The sequence below is a fragment of the Variovorax sp. Soil_C_12 genome (genome assembly GCF_057657375.1).
Genome location: NZ_JBDGIO010000023.1, coordinates 34,399 through 49,426, shown reverse-complemented (window position 1 = coordinate 49,426; position 15,028 = coordinate 34,399). Strand labels below are relative to the sequence as shown.

At 64.2% G+C, this 15,028-nt stretch carries 13 protein-coding genes and 3 pseudogenes; 8 read left to right on the top strand and 8 right to left on the bottom strand.

From position 1 onward, the window contains the following. Positions 1 to 185: 185 nt before the first annotated feature. Positions 186 to 719: an H-NS family nucleoid-associated regulatory protein gene (locus tag AC3A6X_RS34225; RefSeq protein ID WP_487846336.1), complete on the bottom strand. Its 534-nt coding sequence runs from the start codon at positions 717 to 719 to the stop codon at positions 186 to 188. Between the two features lie 931 nt (positions 720 to 1,650). Between AC3A6X_RS34225 and AC3A6X_RS34220 the strand changes: the two genes are divergently transcribed. Together AC3A6X_RS34220 and AC3A6X_RS34215 are read left to right on the top strand one after the other, a co-directional pair. After that, positions 1,651 to 2,532 carry a hypothetical protein gene (locus AC3A6X_RS34220; RefSeq protein WP_487846335.1) on the top strand — a complete coding sequence of 294 codons (882 nt, stop codon included), beginning with the start codon at positions 1,651 to 1,653 and terminating at the stop codon, positions 2,530 to 2,532. 332 nt (positions 2,533 to 2,864) lie between these two features. Next, a pseudogene (locus tag AC3A6X_RS34215) lies at positions 2,865 to 3,682 on the top strand (putative Na+/H+ antiporter); the annotation flags it as partial. Here the strand turns inward: AC3A6X_RS34215 and AC3A6X_RS34210 are convergent. Together AC3A6X_RS34210 and AC3A6X_RS34205 are read right to left on the bottom strand one after the other, a co-directional pair. After that, positions 3,626 to 3,925, bottom strand: coding sequence for an MmgE/PrpD family protein (locus AC3A6X_RS34210; RefSeq protein ID WP_487846334.1), 300 nt, complete (start codon positions 3,923 to 3,925; stop codon positions 3,626 to 3,628). The pseudogene AC3A6X_RS34215 and the gene AC3A6X_RS34210 overlap by 57 nt on opposite strands. Before the next feature lie 30 nt (positions 3,926 to 3,955). Then, positions 3,956 to 4,933: a Bug family tripartite tricarboxylate transporter substrate binding protein gene (locus AC3A6X_RS34205; RefSeq protein ID WP_487846333.1), complete on the bottom strand. Its 978-nt coding sequence runs from the start codon at positions 4,931 to 4,933 to the stop codon at positions 3,956 to 3,958. Positions 4,934 to 5,037: 104 nt separating this feature from the next. Between AC3A6X_RS34205 and AC3A6X_RS34200 the strand changes: the two genes are divergently transcribed. Next, positions 5,038 to 5,928 (top strand): LysR family transcriptional regulator, encoded by an 891-nt coding sequence (locus tag AC3A6X_RS34200; RefSeq protein WP_487846332.1) that lies wholly within the window; start codon positions 5,038 to 5,040, stop codon positions 5,926 to 5,928. A gap of 593 nt (positions 5,929 to 6,521) precedes the next feature. Here the strand turns inward: AC3A6X_RS34200 and AC3A6X_RS34195 are convergent. Beyond that, positions 6,522 to 7,682, bottom strand: coding sequence for a pyridoxal phosphate-dependent aminotransferase (locus AC3A6X_RS34195; RefSeq protein ID WP_487846331.1), 1,161 nt, complete (start codon positions 7,680 to 7,682; stop codon positions 6,522 to 6,524). 329 nt (positions 7,683 to 8,011) lie between these two features. Next, positions 8,012 to 9,025 carry an NAD(P)H-dependent flavin oxidoreductase gene (locus tag AC3A6X_RS34190; protein ID WP_487846330.1) on the bottom strand — a complete coding sequence of 338 codons (1,014 nt, stop codon included), beginning with the start codon at positions 9,023 to 9,025 and terminating at the stop codon, positions 8,012 to 8,014. Positions 9,026 to 9,134: 109 nt separating this feature from the next. Here AC3A6X_RS34190 and AC3A6X_RS34185 point away from each other — a divergent pair, with 109 nt between their 5' ends. Next, positions 9,135 to 10,052, top strand: coding sequence for a LysR substrate-binding domain-containing protein (locus AC3A6X_RS34185; RefSeq protein ID WP_487846329.1), 918 nt, complete (start codon positions 9,135 to 9,137; stop codon positions 10,050 to 10,052). 346 nt (positions 10,053 to 10,398) lie between these two features. Here AC3A6X_RS34185 and AC3A6X_RS34180 read toward each other — a convergent pair. Further along, positions 10,399 to 10,638, bottom strand: a pseudogene (locus AC3A6X_RS34180) (MFS transporter); the annotation flags it as partial. 142 nt (positions 10,639 to 10,780) lie between these two features. On the opposite strand from AC3A6X_RS34180, the gene AC3A6X_RS34175 reads away from it, so the two are divergent. Continuing rightward, entirely contained in the window at positions 10,781 to 10,906 is a 126-nt protein-coding gene (locus AC3A6X_RS34175) for a hypothetical protein (protein ID WP_487846328.1), read from the top strand. Between the two features lie 25 nt (positions 10,907 to 10,931). Here the strand turns inward: AC3A6X_RS34175 and AC3A6X_RS34170 are convergent, their stop codons facing one another. Together AC3A6X_RS34170 and AC3A6X_RS34165 are read right to left on the bottom strand one after the other, a co-directional pair. Beyond that, a complete protein-coding gene (locus tag AC3A6X_RS34170) occupies positions 10,932 to 11,921 on the bottom strand; it encodes a lysophospholipase (RefSeq protein WP_487846327.1) in 990 nt (329 codons plus the stop codon). After that, positions 11,897 to 12,412, bottom strand: coding sequence for a hypothetical protein (locus AC3A6X_RS34165; protein WP_487846326.1), 516 nt, complete (start codon positions 12,410 to 12,412; stop codon positions 11,897 to 11,899). Before AC3A6X_RS34165 ends, AC3A6X_RS34170 begins: the two co-directional genes overlap by 25 nt. Positions 12,413 to 12,620: 208 nt before the next feature. On the opposite strand from AC3A6X_RS34165, the pseudogene AC3A6X_RS34160 reads away from it, so the two are divergent. From AC3A6X_RS34160 to AC3A6X_RS34150, 3 genes and pseudogenes are all read left to right on the top strand, one after another. Further along, positions 12,621 to 13,259: pseudogene (locus AC3A6X_RS34160) on the top strand (response regulator); the annotation flags it as partial. A 460-nt stretch (positions 13,260 to 13,719) separates the two neighbouring features. Beyond that, positions 13,720 to 14,052, top strand: coding sequence for a hypothetical protein (locus AC3A6X_RS34155; protein WP_487846325.1), 333 nt, complete (start codon positions 13,720 to 13,722; stop codon positions 14,050 to 14,052). Positions 14,053 to 14,604: 552 nt separating this feature from the next. Next, positions 14,605 to 14,973, top strand: a complete 369-nt coding sequence (locus tag AC3A6X_RS34150) for a hypothetical protein (protein ID WP_487846324.1) — start codon at positions 14,605 to 14,607, stop codon at positions 14,971 to 14,973. Positions 14,974 to 15,028 lie beyond the last annotated feature (55 nt).

The following is a 15,028-nucleotide window of genomic DNA, read 5'->3' as shown; positions in this document are numbered from 1 at the left end:
GGCAACGCAAGACACAGCTATTTCAGAGCGAGCGAGAGACTCCAACGACGCGTACACGAACGCGATGGAATTGCGCACTGGCGGAGCGGGCACGGCTGGACAGTACTGTTGGTCGGAGCCGTCCATTGACGCTGGGGTAGTAGCGAGCGCCGTCGTGCCCTTGTGCTGCGGGCTCGACGCCGGCTCTATTGAGCGAAGTCTTCCAATGACTTTCCGGCTTCCAGTGCGGCCTTCAGCCATCTGGGCTTGGGCCCGAACCCGCTCCAGGAATTGCCCGCGTCATCCTTGTAGCTGGTCTTCGCGGTGCGCTTCGCCTTCTTGCGGGCGCGGCGGGCGGTTGGCGCCGCAGTCTCGCCGGATGCTCGGTCGACGGAGACAGGCTTCGATTTCCTGGGCGATCCCACTCGGAATTCGTCGATGGATCGACCCGCCGTCAGAGCGTCACGAAGCCAGAGAGGACGCGGTCCACGACCGGACCAGGCGTTGCCATTGCCATCGCTGAACTTCGCACCGGACTTGCCCGAAAGGCTCAGGGCCTTCTTCGGCCGCGCAAGCCCTTGGCTAGCGCCGAGTCCCAGTTGTGCAGCCGTCAAGCCGTAGTGCGCAATCGCCACCTTGATACGGTCGACGACACCTTGGACTTCACTGTTTCGGAGAGCGTCTGCCTGTCGTTGCAGTTGTTCGATCTGCTTCTGGATCTGCTTGTACGTTTGCGCCATGAGCACTTCCATCGAATGAATAAGGGGCCGACTTTACTTGATTGCCAATTAAGAGCGGATAAAGCCATTCACAGTCAACGAATACGACTGATGATTTGTGCCCGTTCGATAGCGTGAATCAGAGGCTAAATCAATCCTCGGGAGTGCTCACGGCTCGGCGATATTAGCCCATGGCTTTTGCCTCGACGCCCAGCCAACGGGTCACCTGATCGACGTCCGTCCCGCGCCGCAGCTTTCGTAAATGAAGGCATGCCGCAAACGGAATGAACCGCCATCCGTTGAATCCAGCCCTGCTTCCTCCGACACCTGCCTGGCAGTCTTGTATTGCGTTTCCTTGCTCCAGAGCTTGCCGCTGCGTGTCGACGAAAAGGGAAGTTCCCCAGGATACGAGCCTCTGTGCGGACCTGGAGCCAGTGCTGCAGCAGCTCGCCCGCAACCGGGGCGACCCGCGTCTCGCGCGTCGGCGAGTTGCCATTGGCAGGCACGGCCACTTTCCATGGCCGCTCGCGCACGTGGCCGCCTCGGGATGTCGGTGCATCGACGGTGAGCACCCGCACATCGCGTGGCGTCGGGCCGCCGCCCAACTGCAGCGCAACGGCGACGCGTTTGCGCAACTGCCGCCAGGTGAAAGCCGGATCTGGCGGCCGGAGTTTCTTCTAGGAGAAACGAGCCGGTGGGAAAATACGCTAACGGCAGGGGAGTTTGATTGGCGACGGCGAACTTGAGTTTCGGTGGTCGGGGTATGGGGCTTGAGATGTGGTCGCTGGTAGCAAGGGTGATGCCGTTAGTGTATTTATGTGGTCCCGCTCTTAGGTACGAACTCATCACGATGAATCTCTGGGCGTGCGGCAGCTGCGCAGCTTAAGCAAAATCCTCCCGTCAGGACGAGAGGATTTACAGTCGCGAAAGAACAGCCCGTCCGGATGGACCCATGCCCCCGCAGCAACTCGACATCTTCGACCACAGCCGCGATACCGTGCTGTGCAACGACGTGGCGGCCTCCCTCGAGCGTCACGACCCGGCCTGCGCCAGATCGGCATGGGGCACATTCGCCGACGAATTTCCGAACCACGAATCCTTGGCGCCGCTTGGGGTACTCGTGGATGCACTCGAGCAACGCACGGCCGCACCGTTCCAGGATCACGACGCCATGCACGATGCGTGTCGTGTGTTGAGCGAGGTGATCGAGCCCGCAGCCGTGCGCATTTTTGGGAAGCGCGCAGGGGCCGCGTGGCTCGTCACGCAGTGGCGCGAGATAGCGCAGCGGGCCGCACCACTCCGATTTCGCAACGAGCGCAGCGACGACCACGCCGCCCCGCTGTGGCTGCGGGCCGGTGATTGGTCCGCAGCGAGCGACGCCGTCGCTCGTATCGAATCGTGGCGCCGAATTCCAGCGCCCCTCGCATGGATGGCGGAGGCGCGCTACCGCGTGCACGATCTTGACGGTGCATGGGGCCTGCTCGCCGAGCTCGCCTGGCTGTCAGCCGAGCGCTTCGATCAGCTCACGAAGAGGCTCTCCGACCCGCTGCTGGAGAGACTTCGCAAGACCTTCGACGCGACGTTTGAAGGGCATGGCGATGTGCGTGACTTGGCCTGGTTTCCAGCCTGGGTCCTGACGGAAAAGCCCGGTTTGTCGCGCCAGTTGGGCGAAGCGCAACGCTGTCTCCACACCGAGCCCGAACAGGCGATGCGACTTCTGCTGGAACTGCTGGGCCTGGAGCGGCAGGGCCGGCACCACGACGTGGTCGCGCGACGCAAGGCACTGCGCGACGCCCATCCATCCCTGTATGCGGCCTATCTGAAGGCCCGGTGATCCTGTTATCGGGTCATTCGTGGCGCCAGCCCTTTTAAGCTTCTCCCAAGTTCCGCGACAGATACTTGTACTTCGGCGGCCTTATGTAATCCCAATTGTGTGTTGCGCGTTGACGAGGTCCCTGATCTGCAAGCGTTCATCCTAAAACGCAACAAAGAAGGTGTTGCGCCACGGCCGAGAGATGGCCCTCGGCGCGATCTTCTTCTCTTCTCAGAACGCATTGCCGCCACGAACGCGAGCCTGATAGGCGGGTAGGTGGTGCGTGACGATAGAGGTGGATCGGTCACGTGTCTAGCGTCAGAATACCGCGTATGCATGCTTTCGAACCCTCCGGAGGCGGGACAGCGCTGGAGTATGCGGAATCGCGCAACACCGAGCCGTTGTTCGTCTTCGTGGTCATGGTGATCGCCGGATCGCGGCCGGCCCTCCGCACGGTGTCTTCGACCGTCAGCCTGGTGGCCAGGGTGCTGCCGGTGCCCACTCCGCTGGCCACTGCTTGGCTTGGGCTCGCCGCCGTACCGCTGCTCGGCTCGCTTATCACCGAGCCGGCGGCCATGACTATCGCCGCTCTGATGCTGGCTCCGCAGATCTTCCGCCCGCAGGTGCCTGAAGGCGCCAGGTACTTGGCACTGGGTGTGCTGTTCGTCAACGTGTCGATCGGCGGCACGCTGACGTCGTCTGCCGCCCCGCCCGTGCTGATGGTGGCGACCACCTGGCAATGGGACAGCACGTTCATGCTCACGACCTTCGGTTGGAAGGCCGCGCTCGCGGTGGTTGTGAACGCTACTGCCGCCACCATCCTACTGCGTGAGTACCTGCACCGCCCACTGCCTGCAAGCGCGCATGAGTCGGACGGGGCTCCAATGCCGTGGTCGATTGCCGCAGGCACCTGGGCTTGCTCGCGGGCGTAGTGCTGTTCGCCCACCACCCAATGGTGTTCATCGGTTTGTTCCTCATGTTCCTTGGCTTCGCACAGGCCTACGAGCGCCACCAGAGCCCGCTCATCCTTAGAGAAGCGCTTCTGGTTGGCTTTTGTCTGGCTGGGCTGGTGGTGCTGGGTGGAATGCAGCGGTGGTGGCTGCAGCCCATCGTCTCAAGCCTGCAACCTCTCGCACTGTTCATTGGTGCGCTCGGCCTCACTGCCATCACTGCCGTGAGTCAACGCTGCCGCAAGCGCGGTGGCGGGACGCCCGCGAGCGAGGCGGGCTGCACCATGGTGCAGGTCGTCGGCGAGCACGCCTTCGAGTGCCTGCACGGCCGGCGATTCGAGCCCTGAGAACAGCGATGCATACCAATCGATGACGGCGCGCTTGGCATGGTGCAGCACGTCCTCGTGGAGCGGCTCGTTGCGAAAGCGCGCAGCGTGGCGCGCAAAGACTTCGGTGGCAAGCATCGACGCTCCTTCAAGCCCGTGTGAACGGCCCTAGTCGGGCTTGATGTGGGCTTCGTTGATCACTTTGGCCCACATCGCGATTTCCGACCGGATTCGTCGGGCTGCCTCTTCCGGTGTCGTCGACTCGGCGAACGCGCCTTGCTGAAGCAGTCTTTCCTTCACATCGGGAAACTGCACGGCGTCGGCGAGCGCCGAGTGCAGGCGCTCGATGATGGCTCCGGGTGTTCCGGCCGGCGCCAGGATGCCGAAGGTCGAGCTCGCTTCGAAGGTGAACGATGCGGCCTCTTCGACGGTCGGGACATCGGGGAGCATGGGGATGCGCTGTGTCGTCGTGACGGCGAGGGCGCGCAGTCTCCCACCGCGGATGTGTGGCAGGGCCGCCGGCACGGACTCGAAGGCCGCAAGCACCTGGCCGCCGACGAGGTCGTTGATGATCTGGCCGCTGCCCTTGTACGGTACGTGGAGCATGTCGATGTCGGCTCTCAACTTGAACATCTCGGCCGCAAGCCGCTGCGGCGCGCCGGCTCCCGAGGATCCGTAGGTCAAGTGCCCCGGCTTCGCCCGTGCATAGGCGATGAGCTCCCGGATCGACCGGGCCGGGACAGACGGGTGCACTACCAACACGTAAGGCACCGTGGCCACGATCATCACGGGGCTCAGATCCCGTTCCAAGTCGTACCGGAGAACCTTGCGCTCCAAGGTGTGGTTGATCGAGTGCGACGTGAGCGCGCCCATCAAGATCGTGTAGCCGTCGCCTTGCGCCTTCGCTACGGCCTCGGCACCGATGTTGCCGCTGGCGCCAGCACGGTTGTCGACAATCACTGGCTGGCCAACTTGCTCTGACAGCCTCTGTGCAAGGACGCGGCCGATCAGGTCGGCAGCGCCCCCCGGCGGGAAGGGGACGACCATCCGCACCGGCTTGGCCGGATACGTTTGCGCGAACGCGAGGCCAGTCGCGTCACACGACAAACACAGCGCGAGGGCGAACGCCTGAAGGATGTGTCGCATTTCGTTATCCGCCTTTCCGACGAGAACGTGGTTTTCATCTTGACCCTGCGCATTGGTTCCTGCAACTATCCGGTTGTCATCGATCGTTGAATCTCAGGAAACGCATGGAGCTGAGGGACATCGAATACTTCGCCGTCATTGCGGAACACCGCAGCGTGCGGCGCGCCTCTGAGGCGCTGGGGCTGAGCCCCGGCGCGCTGAGCAAGAGTCTGCGCCGGCTGGAGGAGTCGATGCATGCGAAGCTGGTCGAGAGGACGCCCACGGGTGTGGCGTTGACCTCGGTCGGAGCGGCACTCCTGGCGCAGGTGCATCGGCTCCGCGTCACCTTGATGGATATCCGCCGCGAAATGGAAGACCTCACCGAAGGGCGGGCAGGCCACCTGTGCCTCGGCGTCGGCGCCACCACGGTCGAGGACCTGCCGCACTGCTGTGCTCCTCTCTTGCAGCAAGCCCCCGCCCTGAGCGTGCAGATCACCGTCGCCGACAACGACGTGATGGTGCCAGCGCTGACCAACGGCGACCTGGACCTGATCTTCAATGTGCTCCCCGATTCGCCGTATGCCGGGTGTGTACAGGAGCGTCTTTTCGACGACGTGTTTGTCGTCTGCTCAGCTGCTGACCACCCGCTGGCCAAGCGCAGACGTCTGGCGATCGCTGACCTCGCCGACGAGCTGTGGACGCTCTCGGTCCCTTCCGTCCTTAACGTGCAATACCTTCATCGCACATTGCAGGCAAGCGGTCTGCCGCCGCCACGGGTTGCGATCGAAGCACGACCACTGCGCCTGCGCCTGCAGATCTGTGCATCGACACGTCTGCTCAGCTTCAACGCCCGACGGTCTCTAGAACTCGCTGCACCGCGCTTGCGGGTCAAGGAGCTTCCGGTCGAGCACTTGAGGTGGCGTCGTGCCTTCGGCGTGATCTACCGAAAGGATTCCTATCTTTCTCCTGCCGCTCTGCGGCTGATCCATCTGCTCAGGACGATGGCGCCGGCGTAGTCGCAGCTGTCAAGTCGCTGAAGAGTCGCGTGTGCTCGGCTTCCGAACGGAGCAAGCCATAGGCACAATCGCAGCACTCTTTATCCTCCTGCCACTTCTCTCATTGGTCGTCGGGACCACCGTTCGGTGTCTGGGCGGGTTACAACCCGTCCAGCCTGTCGGCTACGGCATACGTGGAGCAGCAGCCGAACGCCATACGCTCTTCCCTACTGCAAGCCATGGGGGCTGCCTGCGTCCTGTTGCTGGCTGGCTGGCATTACCAAGCTAAGGGGGATACGCGCACGCGATACTTCTTACGGGGCGATTGTTTGCCTGATAACCGCTGCCCTGGTCACGCGCTTCCGCGGTTCGGCAACCAGCCGATAAACGCCGAGGGCATGGTGCACGATGAGGAGGCCGTCCGGGTCAACCATTGCCTTTACGGCCGCAAGGCGCGGATAGTTCGGCCGGTGGGCCATAAGCGCCATGACTCACGTACGAAGTAAGAGCGGGTCCTTCAGCAGGCTCGTTCGTGAACTCACAGTGCCGCCCACACTCGACTTTGGCAAGCATGCCCAATAGCTGTCCTTGACATGAGCAATCGGCTGACGCGACTAGCCGTCCAGCGCCCGCCGCACTTTGTCTCCCACGCCGCGCAGGCGATGCATCGGCTCGTTGGAATAGACGAAGCGGATGTACTCTGGCGCGTGCCTCTCGCCCCAGCCCAGCATGCCCGTTGCCGCGATTCCCTGCTCGAGCAAACGGGCCGACATGCGGGTCCCATCGATCCCGAAGTCGCTGACCCTCATCAACATGGACCATCCGCCGCCCGGAACTCCGACCGGCAGGCCCCGCAGCTCATTCACAAGCAGGTCGCGTCGCCGCTCGAGCTCCGACACATAGGCTCCGATGGAGGCATGCGACTCCTCCAGTGCGATCGCAGCGGCATCCTGTGCGATGCCAACAGGCACGACGCAGTTGGCCAGCGACACTGCCGCGATATCCGCCATGTATTGCTCGGGCCCAACGATCCAGCCGACGCGCCAGCCGATCATGCGCAGTTCCTTCGACGCGCTGCCAACCGTCACCGTGCGCTCGCGCATGCCTGCAAAACCAGCGGGATGGATCACGTGCTGGCGATCGAAGACCAGCCGCTCCATCGCGGCATCGAGGACGAGAAGCAGGTCATGCGCGCAGCAGAGCTCGGCAACGAGCTGCCAGTCGCCTTTGCTCAGCAAGCCGCCGCTTGGCATAGACGGCGACATCAAGAGCATCGCTCGCGTTCGCGGCCCGATCGCCGCCTGCAGCGCGTCGCGATCGAGTTTCCAAGGGGCGCCGGGCACAAACTCGAACGGAACGAACTTCGGCACGCCTCCGGCGAGGCGAATACGGTTGAGCAGGCCCGCGTAGGTAGGGTCGGTCACGATGACTTCGTTCGCCGTGTCGATCGTCGCGAGCAACACGTTCAGGATGCCGGCCAGTCCTCCAGGGGCGATGACGCAATTGCGTTGGTCATAAGCCACGCCGCTGATCTGCGAGACGTGGTGTGCGGCCACCTCGCGCAGCCTGTGTTGGCCGACAAACGGCAAGTAACTGTTGTCGGCGTCATGGGTCGTCGCCCGGCACGTGCGTTCTATCGCTGCCTCGCATGGCGGGAGGTCAACATCGAGGTTTTCGAGGCGCAGCAGGTCCGCGCTCGAACTATCAGCTAGATCGCCGACGCGCTCCACGCCGATACTCACGATGTCGTGCATTCGCGCGGGACGTTGTCGCATTGCCGGCTCCACCCTATTAGCGATTGTCGATAATATAGTCCCACAACCTCAGCTTTTCCAGATCGAGCACGGCAGGCGGCGCCCGCCGAAAAAATCAGCGAGGCGATCGCCCTAGGCGGTTGGCGCGTCGCATCGCTGGCGCGCCTTGTCCTTGCGCGCAAGGCTCGACACCGTGCGCAAGACGAACCGGACGCCCTCGCTGTCGAGGAGGATGGGGTTTGCGACTCGATCGGCCGCAGTGCACCGTCTGCCAGGGCGCGCTGCATTGCATTCTGGACGATGGACTGCGAAAACACGCCGTCATTGTCGCGCCGTTGCGGGCAACTGCGCTACCGTGCGGCGACGGCGCGGGTCAGACCCCGGCACCAGTGATTGGCTCCGTTGTCCAGCAACTCGCTCGCTGTGCCGATCATTCGCGTGATGATCTCGCCTGCGTTGGGGATGTCGTGGATGAGTGCCGCCGCTTCGCCTGCAATCACCGCCGCGGTCTCGATGTCACCAGCTGCGCGTGCCGCGGCGTACCGTGGACCTTCCACATCGATCGAGCGCATCAAGTCCAGCTCGCGGCCGGACCAGCGCTTCAGATGCCCGTTTAGCAGACATCGCCCAGTGAACGGCATGGGCCAGACATTCCTGCGGGAGATGTCGAACACCACGCTTCGCATGCTGTCGTCTCCGGTGGCTTCGACGATGCGCTGCTTGGCTGCCTGAAACCCAGCGGCTTCGGCCGTCGCATAGAAGCGCGTGCCCAGCGCGACGCCAGCAGCGCCGAGCATCAGGCATGCCGCCAGTCCGCGTCCGTCGGCAATGCCTCCCGCTGCCACCACCGGCACGTGCGGGCCGGCGAGGTCTGCTACGGCCGGCACGAGCGTCAATGTGCCGCGGCTGACACCGTGACCTCCAGCCTCCGCGCCCTGCGCGACGAGGATGTCGGCTCCCGCATCGAGGGAAGCTTTCGCCATCGCCTCCGTCTGCACTTGGCACACCAGCTTCGCACCCGCCGCCTTGATTCGCGGCGCGAACGGTACCGGGTCGCCGAAAGAGAGCCAGATCGCGCCCGCGCCGTGTTCGAGCGCGATATCCAGCAGTCCCGGGTTGCGCGCAAGGCTCCAGGTGATGAAGCCGACACCAAAGGGAAGTTTCCGCTCGCGGGCAGCGCCGTCGAGCCCGGCGAGTTCCCGATGCAGCCATGCTTCGTCGCCATAGCCCCCACCCAGAAATCCGTAGCCGCCGGCGTCCGCGACCGCCAGCGTCAGGCGTGCGTCGGCAACGATGTCCATCGGCGCCAACAGGATTGGATGCTCGACACGGAGCATTGAATTTAGCGCGGTTTGCAGTGCCATGGCGACCTCTGCTGAGGGTGATGACGAGAGCACTACTTTCGGCTTTCGCTGGCATCTTGAAAAACGAATATTTAAGATGTCTGCGTTCGGGAATCCAGATGGGGGCAGCATGGACTCGACCGCTCTCGCAACCTTTCTCGCCGTGGCCCGGCAGGGCTCCGTCACCGGCGCTGCACTCGAGCTTCACACCGTTCAGTCGAACGTCACGGTGCGCATGAAGCAGCTCGAAGCAGACTTCGACGTCCCGCTGTTCGTGCGCCACAGCCGTGGCGTGACGCTCACGCCGGCCGGAGCGCGGCTGCTGGTCTACGCCGAGCGCCTCCAGGCGCTTGCGGCCGAGGCCCGTGCGGTGGTCTCCGACGTCGGCGTGGTCCAGGGCAACCTGCGCATCGGCTCCATGGAGACCACCGCCGCTGTCCGGTTGCCCAAATTGCTGGCCGACTTCTACCAGGCCTATCCCGAGGTGCAGATCGAGGTCCGCACCGGTCCCACCACCGAGTTGCTGGAGCATGTCCTGGCCCATCGCCTGGATGGCGCCCTGGTCGCGGGGCCGATCAATCACCCGGATCTCGTGACTCGACCGGCCTTTCGCGAAGAGCTGGTGTTGGTGACTGCGCTGGGCACGACCACCATGAGCGAGCGGCTGGCACAGGGGGGACTGACAGTCATCACGTTCCGGCAAGGCTGTTCCTATCGGCGGCGCCTGGACGCGGAGTTCATCACTCGCGGATGGCTACCTTATCGGCGCCTGGAAATGGGCACCGTGGAAGGAATCCTGGGATGTGTCGGCGGCAACGTCGGTGTGACAGTGCTGCCGCGCAGCGTCGTCGAAGCCAGTCAGAGCCGGTGCGCACTTCGCGTCGAGGCATTTGTGCCGGAACCGCTCATTGTCGAGACCCTGTTCGTGAGGCGGAGCGGCATCCCCGCGGGCACGACGATATCGGCCTTCGAGAGGCGACTATGTGCATCCGAGGCTGTCAACAGCAGGCTTGATCTGATGGCGAAGGCAGGCATCGACGACCGATGACCCGCCTGGTGCGTAGACGCACTCAACGATGTTCCTACCGTGCCTGGCTTCGCGACATGGGGATTGCGGCAGGGACGGAGGTTGCCCTCCGCCCCCCGCACCAGAACTACCGCATATCTCGGTCGTCGTTCAGTGCCCTTCAGCGACGTCCGCTGCCGGATCGCGTCGCCACAAAGCCGCCGCGGGGCCCCGTGCACGGCTACCCGAAGGGAGGTCTCGCTGACGCTGCTGGCGATGGCGGGCCAGTGGAGCGTGGTGCGCCGGCGCGTCGCGAGCTGCTGCCCTTGCACGGTGCTGCGCAACGGTATCCGTTGGACGCCGAGTCCGTGTCAGGTTGCCGCCGGACTCACCTTGCTCGACGGTGCAACGTGAAGCCGATCTGCACGATGCCCGCCGCCAGCCCGAGCGACACGCCGACCTGCACCGCTGCCGGGCACGAGCCGAGCAGGTCGTGCAGCAGCCCGCCGCCGTAGGCGCCGACAAAGCTGCCGACCTGGTGGCTGACAAACGCCACGCCTCCAAGCATCGCCTGCCAGCGCAGCCCGAACACGCCGATGATCCAGCCAGTCACCAGCGGGCCGACGCCACAGGCCTTGGCCATTGCGGTGCAGAACTGGCCTCGGCGATCCTGAGCGCGCTGGCGTTCTTCGACTGACGCTCGTGCGACAGGGCCTGCGCCGACCGCCCTTCGTGGGCTGGCATGTTGGGCTCGGCGAATCTCCGCACTGATGGAGCTGACGCTGGTGCCGCGACGTCGTCTTGCTACCGGCGTGGCGATGAAAGCAGCAGCCGCTGGTGATCGTCTCTATTGGCCGTCGGATGCTGTCATGACCGTCGGCTCTTGCGAGCAATGACTCGGGATGTGGCTTTCAGTGCCGCTCAAACCGTCTTCGCCAGCCACGCCAGCACGTCGCGCTGGACCTCGTCGCGGTTGGTCTCGTTCAGCAACTCGTGCCGCGCACCCGTGTAGTAGCGGGTCTCGATGCGCGACATCCCGAGCGCCTGGTAGCGCGCCACGAGGCGCCGCGTACCGACGAGGTTTTCGCCCACCGGGTCGAGCTCGCCCTGGATCACCAGCACCGGCAAGGACTTGCGAATACGCGCCTCGAGCGCCGGGTCGCGCATGCGCGCGAAGCCGACGAAGATGTCGCGCGCCAGCTCGTTGCTGAAGGCGAAGCCGCACAGCGGATCGTCGACGTACTTCTTCACTTCGGAAGAATCGCGGCTCAGCCACTCGAAGCCCGTGGGGCCGCTGAAGGGCTTGTTGAAGTCCTTGAAGAGGCCCGCCCATACCGCCGAGTCACCGAGCGGCTCCTTGCGCACCGCGTCGTTGAGCAGATCGATCAGCTGCTGCGGCACCGCCGGACGGTACGACGTGCCGCTCAGCACCAGCGCATCGAGCAGATCGCCGCGGCGCTCGATGTAGTCCTGCGCCATGAACGAGCCGAGGCTGTGGCCGAACAGCACGAGCTTGGCACCGGGATGCGCCGCACGCAGGCGCTGCGTGAAGGCGATTTCGTCTTCGACCATCCGGTTCCAGGCATCGGGGCCGGCATCGCCGGTGCGGCCCGAGCGCAGCCGCGTGCGGCCGTGACCGCGATGGTCGGTGCCGTAGACCGCATAGCCGCTCGCGACGGCCGCCTGCGCGAAACGATCGTAGCGGCTGACGTGCTCGGCTGCGCCGTGCACTATCTGCAGCACTGTCTTCGGTGCCGCGCCGGCCGATACCCAACGCCGGTAGTGGATAGCGGTGCCGTCGCCGGCGGAGAACTGCTGCCAGTCGGCAGCCGGCGCCCCTGGGGTGGCACAGCCGCCGAGGGCGGCGCTGGCGGCAAAGGCGAACATCACGTCGCGACGATTGGGGTGCACGGTCGTCTCCTCGTCTCGTTGACGCTCGGCTCAAGGCCGGCGCGGCACAGTATAGGAGTGGGATCAACATCCGTCAGGACCCATTCGAATCCTACGACCAGGCGCCCGGACCGCGCGCGCTGATCAGCCAAGAGCACTCCGGCATCGTCACTCGCGTGCGTCTGCACCTGGCCCGACACCGGTAGCCAGCGTTCGCACATCATGTACAGCACCGGGCCACCGTTGCCGCTGTACACCTTCCGCGATTGATCGCCGAACAGCAGCCGGCCATCGAATCCCGGCGACCCCGAGACCAGCAGGATCAGCCACACCCAGTGGCCGGCGCCGCAGGGCCGGTTTGGTAGACAACCAGCGAGCCTGAGGTTCGCAAGCGCGCGCCAGGCCGGTTCGTCGCTCCACTCGTCCAGCACAATGTGCTCGCCGCTTCGGAACCATACGGCGTTGACATTGCGCGCATCGGGCTCGGCAAGTAAGAGCTTGCGCTTGAGCAACCCGGCGCGGCCGCAGGCGTCCACCAACCAGCGGCAGGTGGCCTCGCGCCGCTGGCCGCCTCGGTCCAGCCGACGTGATGGAGCTTGCTGGACCCGTCGCCGCCCTGGTCCAGCGCGATGCTGCGCACCATCGCATCGTCGACGAAGCGCACGCCGCGGGGCGAGCTTCCTCGCCCAAGTAGTTCTCAAAGATGCCGCGATCGATCTGATAGCTTGGCGTAGATTCAAGATCGGAATTGTGGATGACCATGCCATCGTCCGCTCCGGCCTGCGGCAGTTCTTCTCGGAACATGTCGACTTGCGCGTGGTGGGGGAGGCTGCCAGCGGGCGCGAGGCGATCGAGCTCGTGCGCACCACCGAGCTGGACGTGCTGGTCATGGACCTGTCGATGCCCGGGCAAAGCGGCATCGACGCGCTGGCGATGATCCGCGCCAAGGCCCCGGATGTGGGCATCCTCATCCTCAGCGGCTACCCCGAGGAGCACTACGCGATGAACCTGATCCGGCAGGGCGCGAGCGGCTACCTCAACAAGGAATGCGATCCGATCGAGATCGTGAACGCGATCCGCACCATCTCTCTGGGCCGTCGGTACATCACGCCCGCCATGGCCGAGCTGTTGGCGCGGCAGCTCGACCGCAAGGACGACGCGGCCCCACACGAGCAGCTGTCGGAACGCGAGTTTCAAGTCTTCCTCAAGCTCGCCAAGGGAGAGACGGCGGGAGACATCGCCAAGACCCTGTCGCTCTCGGTCAAGACGGTCAGCACTTACCGCACGCGCCTCATGGAGAAGATGAACCTCTCCTCCAACAGCGACCTCACGTACTACGCGCTGAAGAACAAGCTGATCGCTAAATTTCTCCCACTGATTGAAGTTTTCTGCCTGCTCGCCGGCGTGACCGCCCGCGAGCCTGGCCGAGCGCCGAAGTTGAGCATACTTGCCGGCTAGAGCATCCGATGCTCGGGGGCTCGAGTGAATCTGCCAAAGGCCATGCTCGGGAGATCGTGTTGGCCTTGCGCTGATCACCAGACGCCGATGTGTCGCAGCGGCGATCGAATGTCAGGGCCGCGATTGGCTGCTGTTGCGCTGTGGCAGGGGGCTTTGTTACACGCACTCCTTCGACGTGGGGAGCACTAGTTCGTTCAGGTTATTGACGCCAACGGCTCAGCGCCTACGATGCCAATGGCAGAGGAGTTCGAGCCGACCCGGATCTCACATCATCTTTCGGTGCCGCTCGCAGGATGTGCCACCGTGTTTCAACGTCTTGCCTGACGCGCTTGCGAGCGGTACGTTGGCTAGGAGGTGGACCGTGCAATCAGACCGATGCGTTTCGATTCTTGCCGCGATGATGCCACTTGCCTTCGGCACATCGGTGGCATTTGCTCAGGCGGGTACCGGCACCCTCGCTGCAGTGCCTATCGATCAACTCAAGCGGATCTATCTGGCGTGTGATCTGGCGGCATCACGTCAGGTGCTGGATATTGCGTCGGCAGCGCATTGTTCGTCAGTCAGCGAAGCATTGCAGCAGCGAGCCTTCGACGGCAGCTTCGATCGGCTGCTGGCATGGTGGCGCAGCGAGAGACTGCATGCGGTGTCCGCGCCGCAGACCCCTACCCAACCTGCAGCATGCGAACGTTGTTGAACTGGGCAAGCACGATGTGCCGGTAGGCCTTAGGGCCCAAGTCAAGGCCAGCAGCGCCTCTGAACGCGGCACGCGGGACATTCTGCTGGCATAAAGCGAGGGAGCGAGTCTCCCGCGGAGGGAGGTTGCCCGCCCGGAGTGCGGCATGGGACCGGCCGAACGCAGGCTGGGTGTGCGACACGGCAACGGGCACGGATCGCAGCTTCGCCAAGGCACCGGGCTTCAGGCGCTGCAGGGCATCGCGCTGTCTTGCATCGGTCTCCATGGTCGCCACCCAATTGCAAACGAGGTTCATGCCTTCAAACGCACCGGCCCTGATCGTCTCCACTAGGCCGTTAAGAATATTGTGTTGGCTGACGCTTTCTATACGATGACGAGTGCGTCGAAAGCTGCGGTCGACGCTGCCAGGGTCTGCGTCTGGCGAAGGCTGCACGCAGCCCTCAGGAGTTATCGATTGCCGCCAATCGTCGCCTCGCGAGATTGCCCAGCGGCAACAAGGGGCCGTTCATGCTTCGATCGTCAAGGCGTCGTCCATCCATGGCTGGCTTGGCCATGGCAACGCTCGCCCTTGGCCTTGCCTCCGGACTCATGAGATCCAAAGCACGCTCGAATGTCGAGTTGCCGCGAAAGCCGATGCAGTTCACCCCAAACGTTTCCTCGACATTCGCCGGGCGGCCCGGGCTCGATGAAGTTCGCGTTGAAGGAGCGGGCGGAAGCGAATTTGCGAACCTGAGCCTGCCCACGGCCTTGCTGGACAGCGACGACCAGACCAGCGACCGTGACGAGCTCTACGAAGCCAACGTCCGAATCGACAGGCTGTGGGAGGCCTCCAGCCGGGCAGAACGGACTGCGCGCGTCGTGGCGCAGAACCGCGCGCAACGTGTCGTGCGTTGGCATCGGGTGTGCGCTTTGGGCGGATGACGTCCCAGCCAGGCGCGTCGCTGCCACTTCATCCAAAACGTTTCGGCTTTGCCAC

Bases quoted from the DNA above. Each gene is read 5' to 3' on its own strand.
- AC3A6X_RS34225 (WP_487846336.1), bottom strand. From the start codon at position 719: ATGGCGCAAACGTACAAGCAGATCCAGAAGCAGATCGAACAACTGCAA.
- AC3A6X_RS34220 (WP_487846335.1), top strand. From the start codon at position 1,651: ATGCCCCCGCAGCAACTCGACATCTTCGACCACAGCCGCGATACCGTG.
- AC3A6X_RS34210 (WP_487846334.1), bottom strand. From the start codon at position 3,925: ATGCTTGCCACCGAAGTCTTTGCGCGCCACGCTGCGCGCTTTCGCAAC.
- AC3A6X_RS34205 (WP_487846333.1), bottom strand. From the start codon at position 4,933: ATGCGACACATCCTTCAGGCGTTCGCCCTCGCGCTGTGTTTGTCGTGT.
- AC3A6X_RS34200 (WP_487846332.1), top strand. From the start codon at position 5,038: ATGGAGCTGAGGGACATCGAATACTTCGCCGTCATTGCGGAACACCGC.
- AC3A6X_RS34195 (WP_487846331.1), bottom strand. From the start codon at position 7,682: ATGCGACAACGTCCCGCGCGAATGCACGACATCGTGAGTATCGGCGTG.
- AC3A6X_RS34190 (WP_487846330.1), bottom strand. From the start codon at position 9,025: ATGGCACTGCAAACCGCGCTAAATTCAATGCTCCGTGTCGAGCATCCA.
- AC3A6X_RS34185 (WP_487846329.1), top strand. From the start codon at position 9,135: ATGGACTCGACCGCTCTCGCAACCTTTCTCGCCGTGGCCCGGCAGGGC.
- AC3A6X_RS34175 (WP_487846328.1), top strand. From the start codon at position 10,781: ATGGAGCTGACGCTGGTGCCGCGACGTCGTCTTGCTACCGGCGTGGCG.
- AC3A6X_RS34150 (WP_487846324.1), top strand. From the start codon at position 14,605: ATGGCAACGCTCGCCCTTGGCCTTGCCTCCGGACTCATGAGATCCAAA.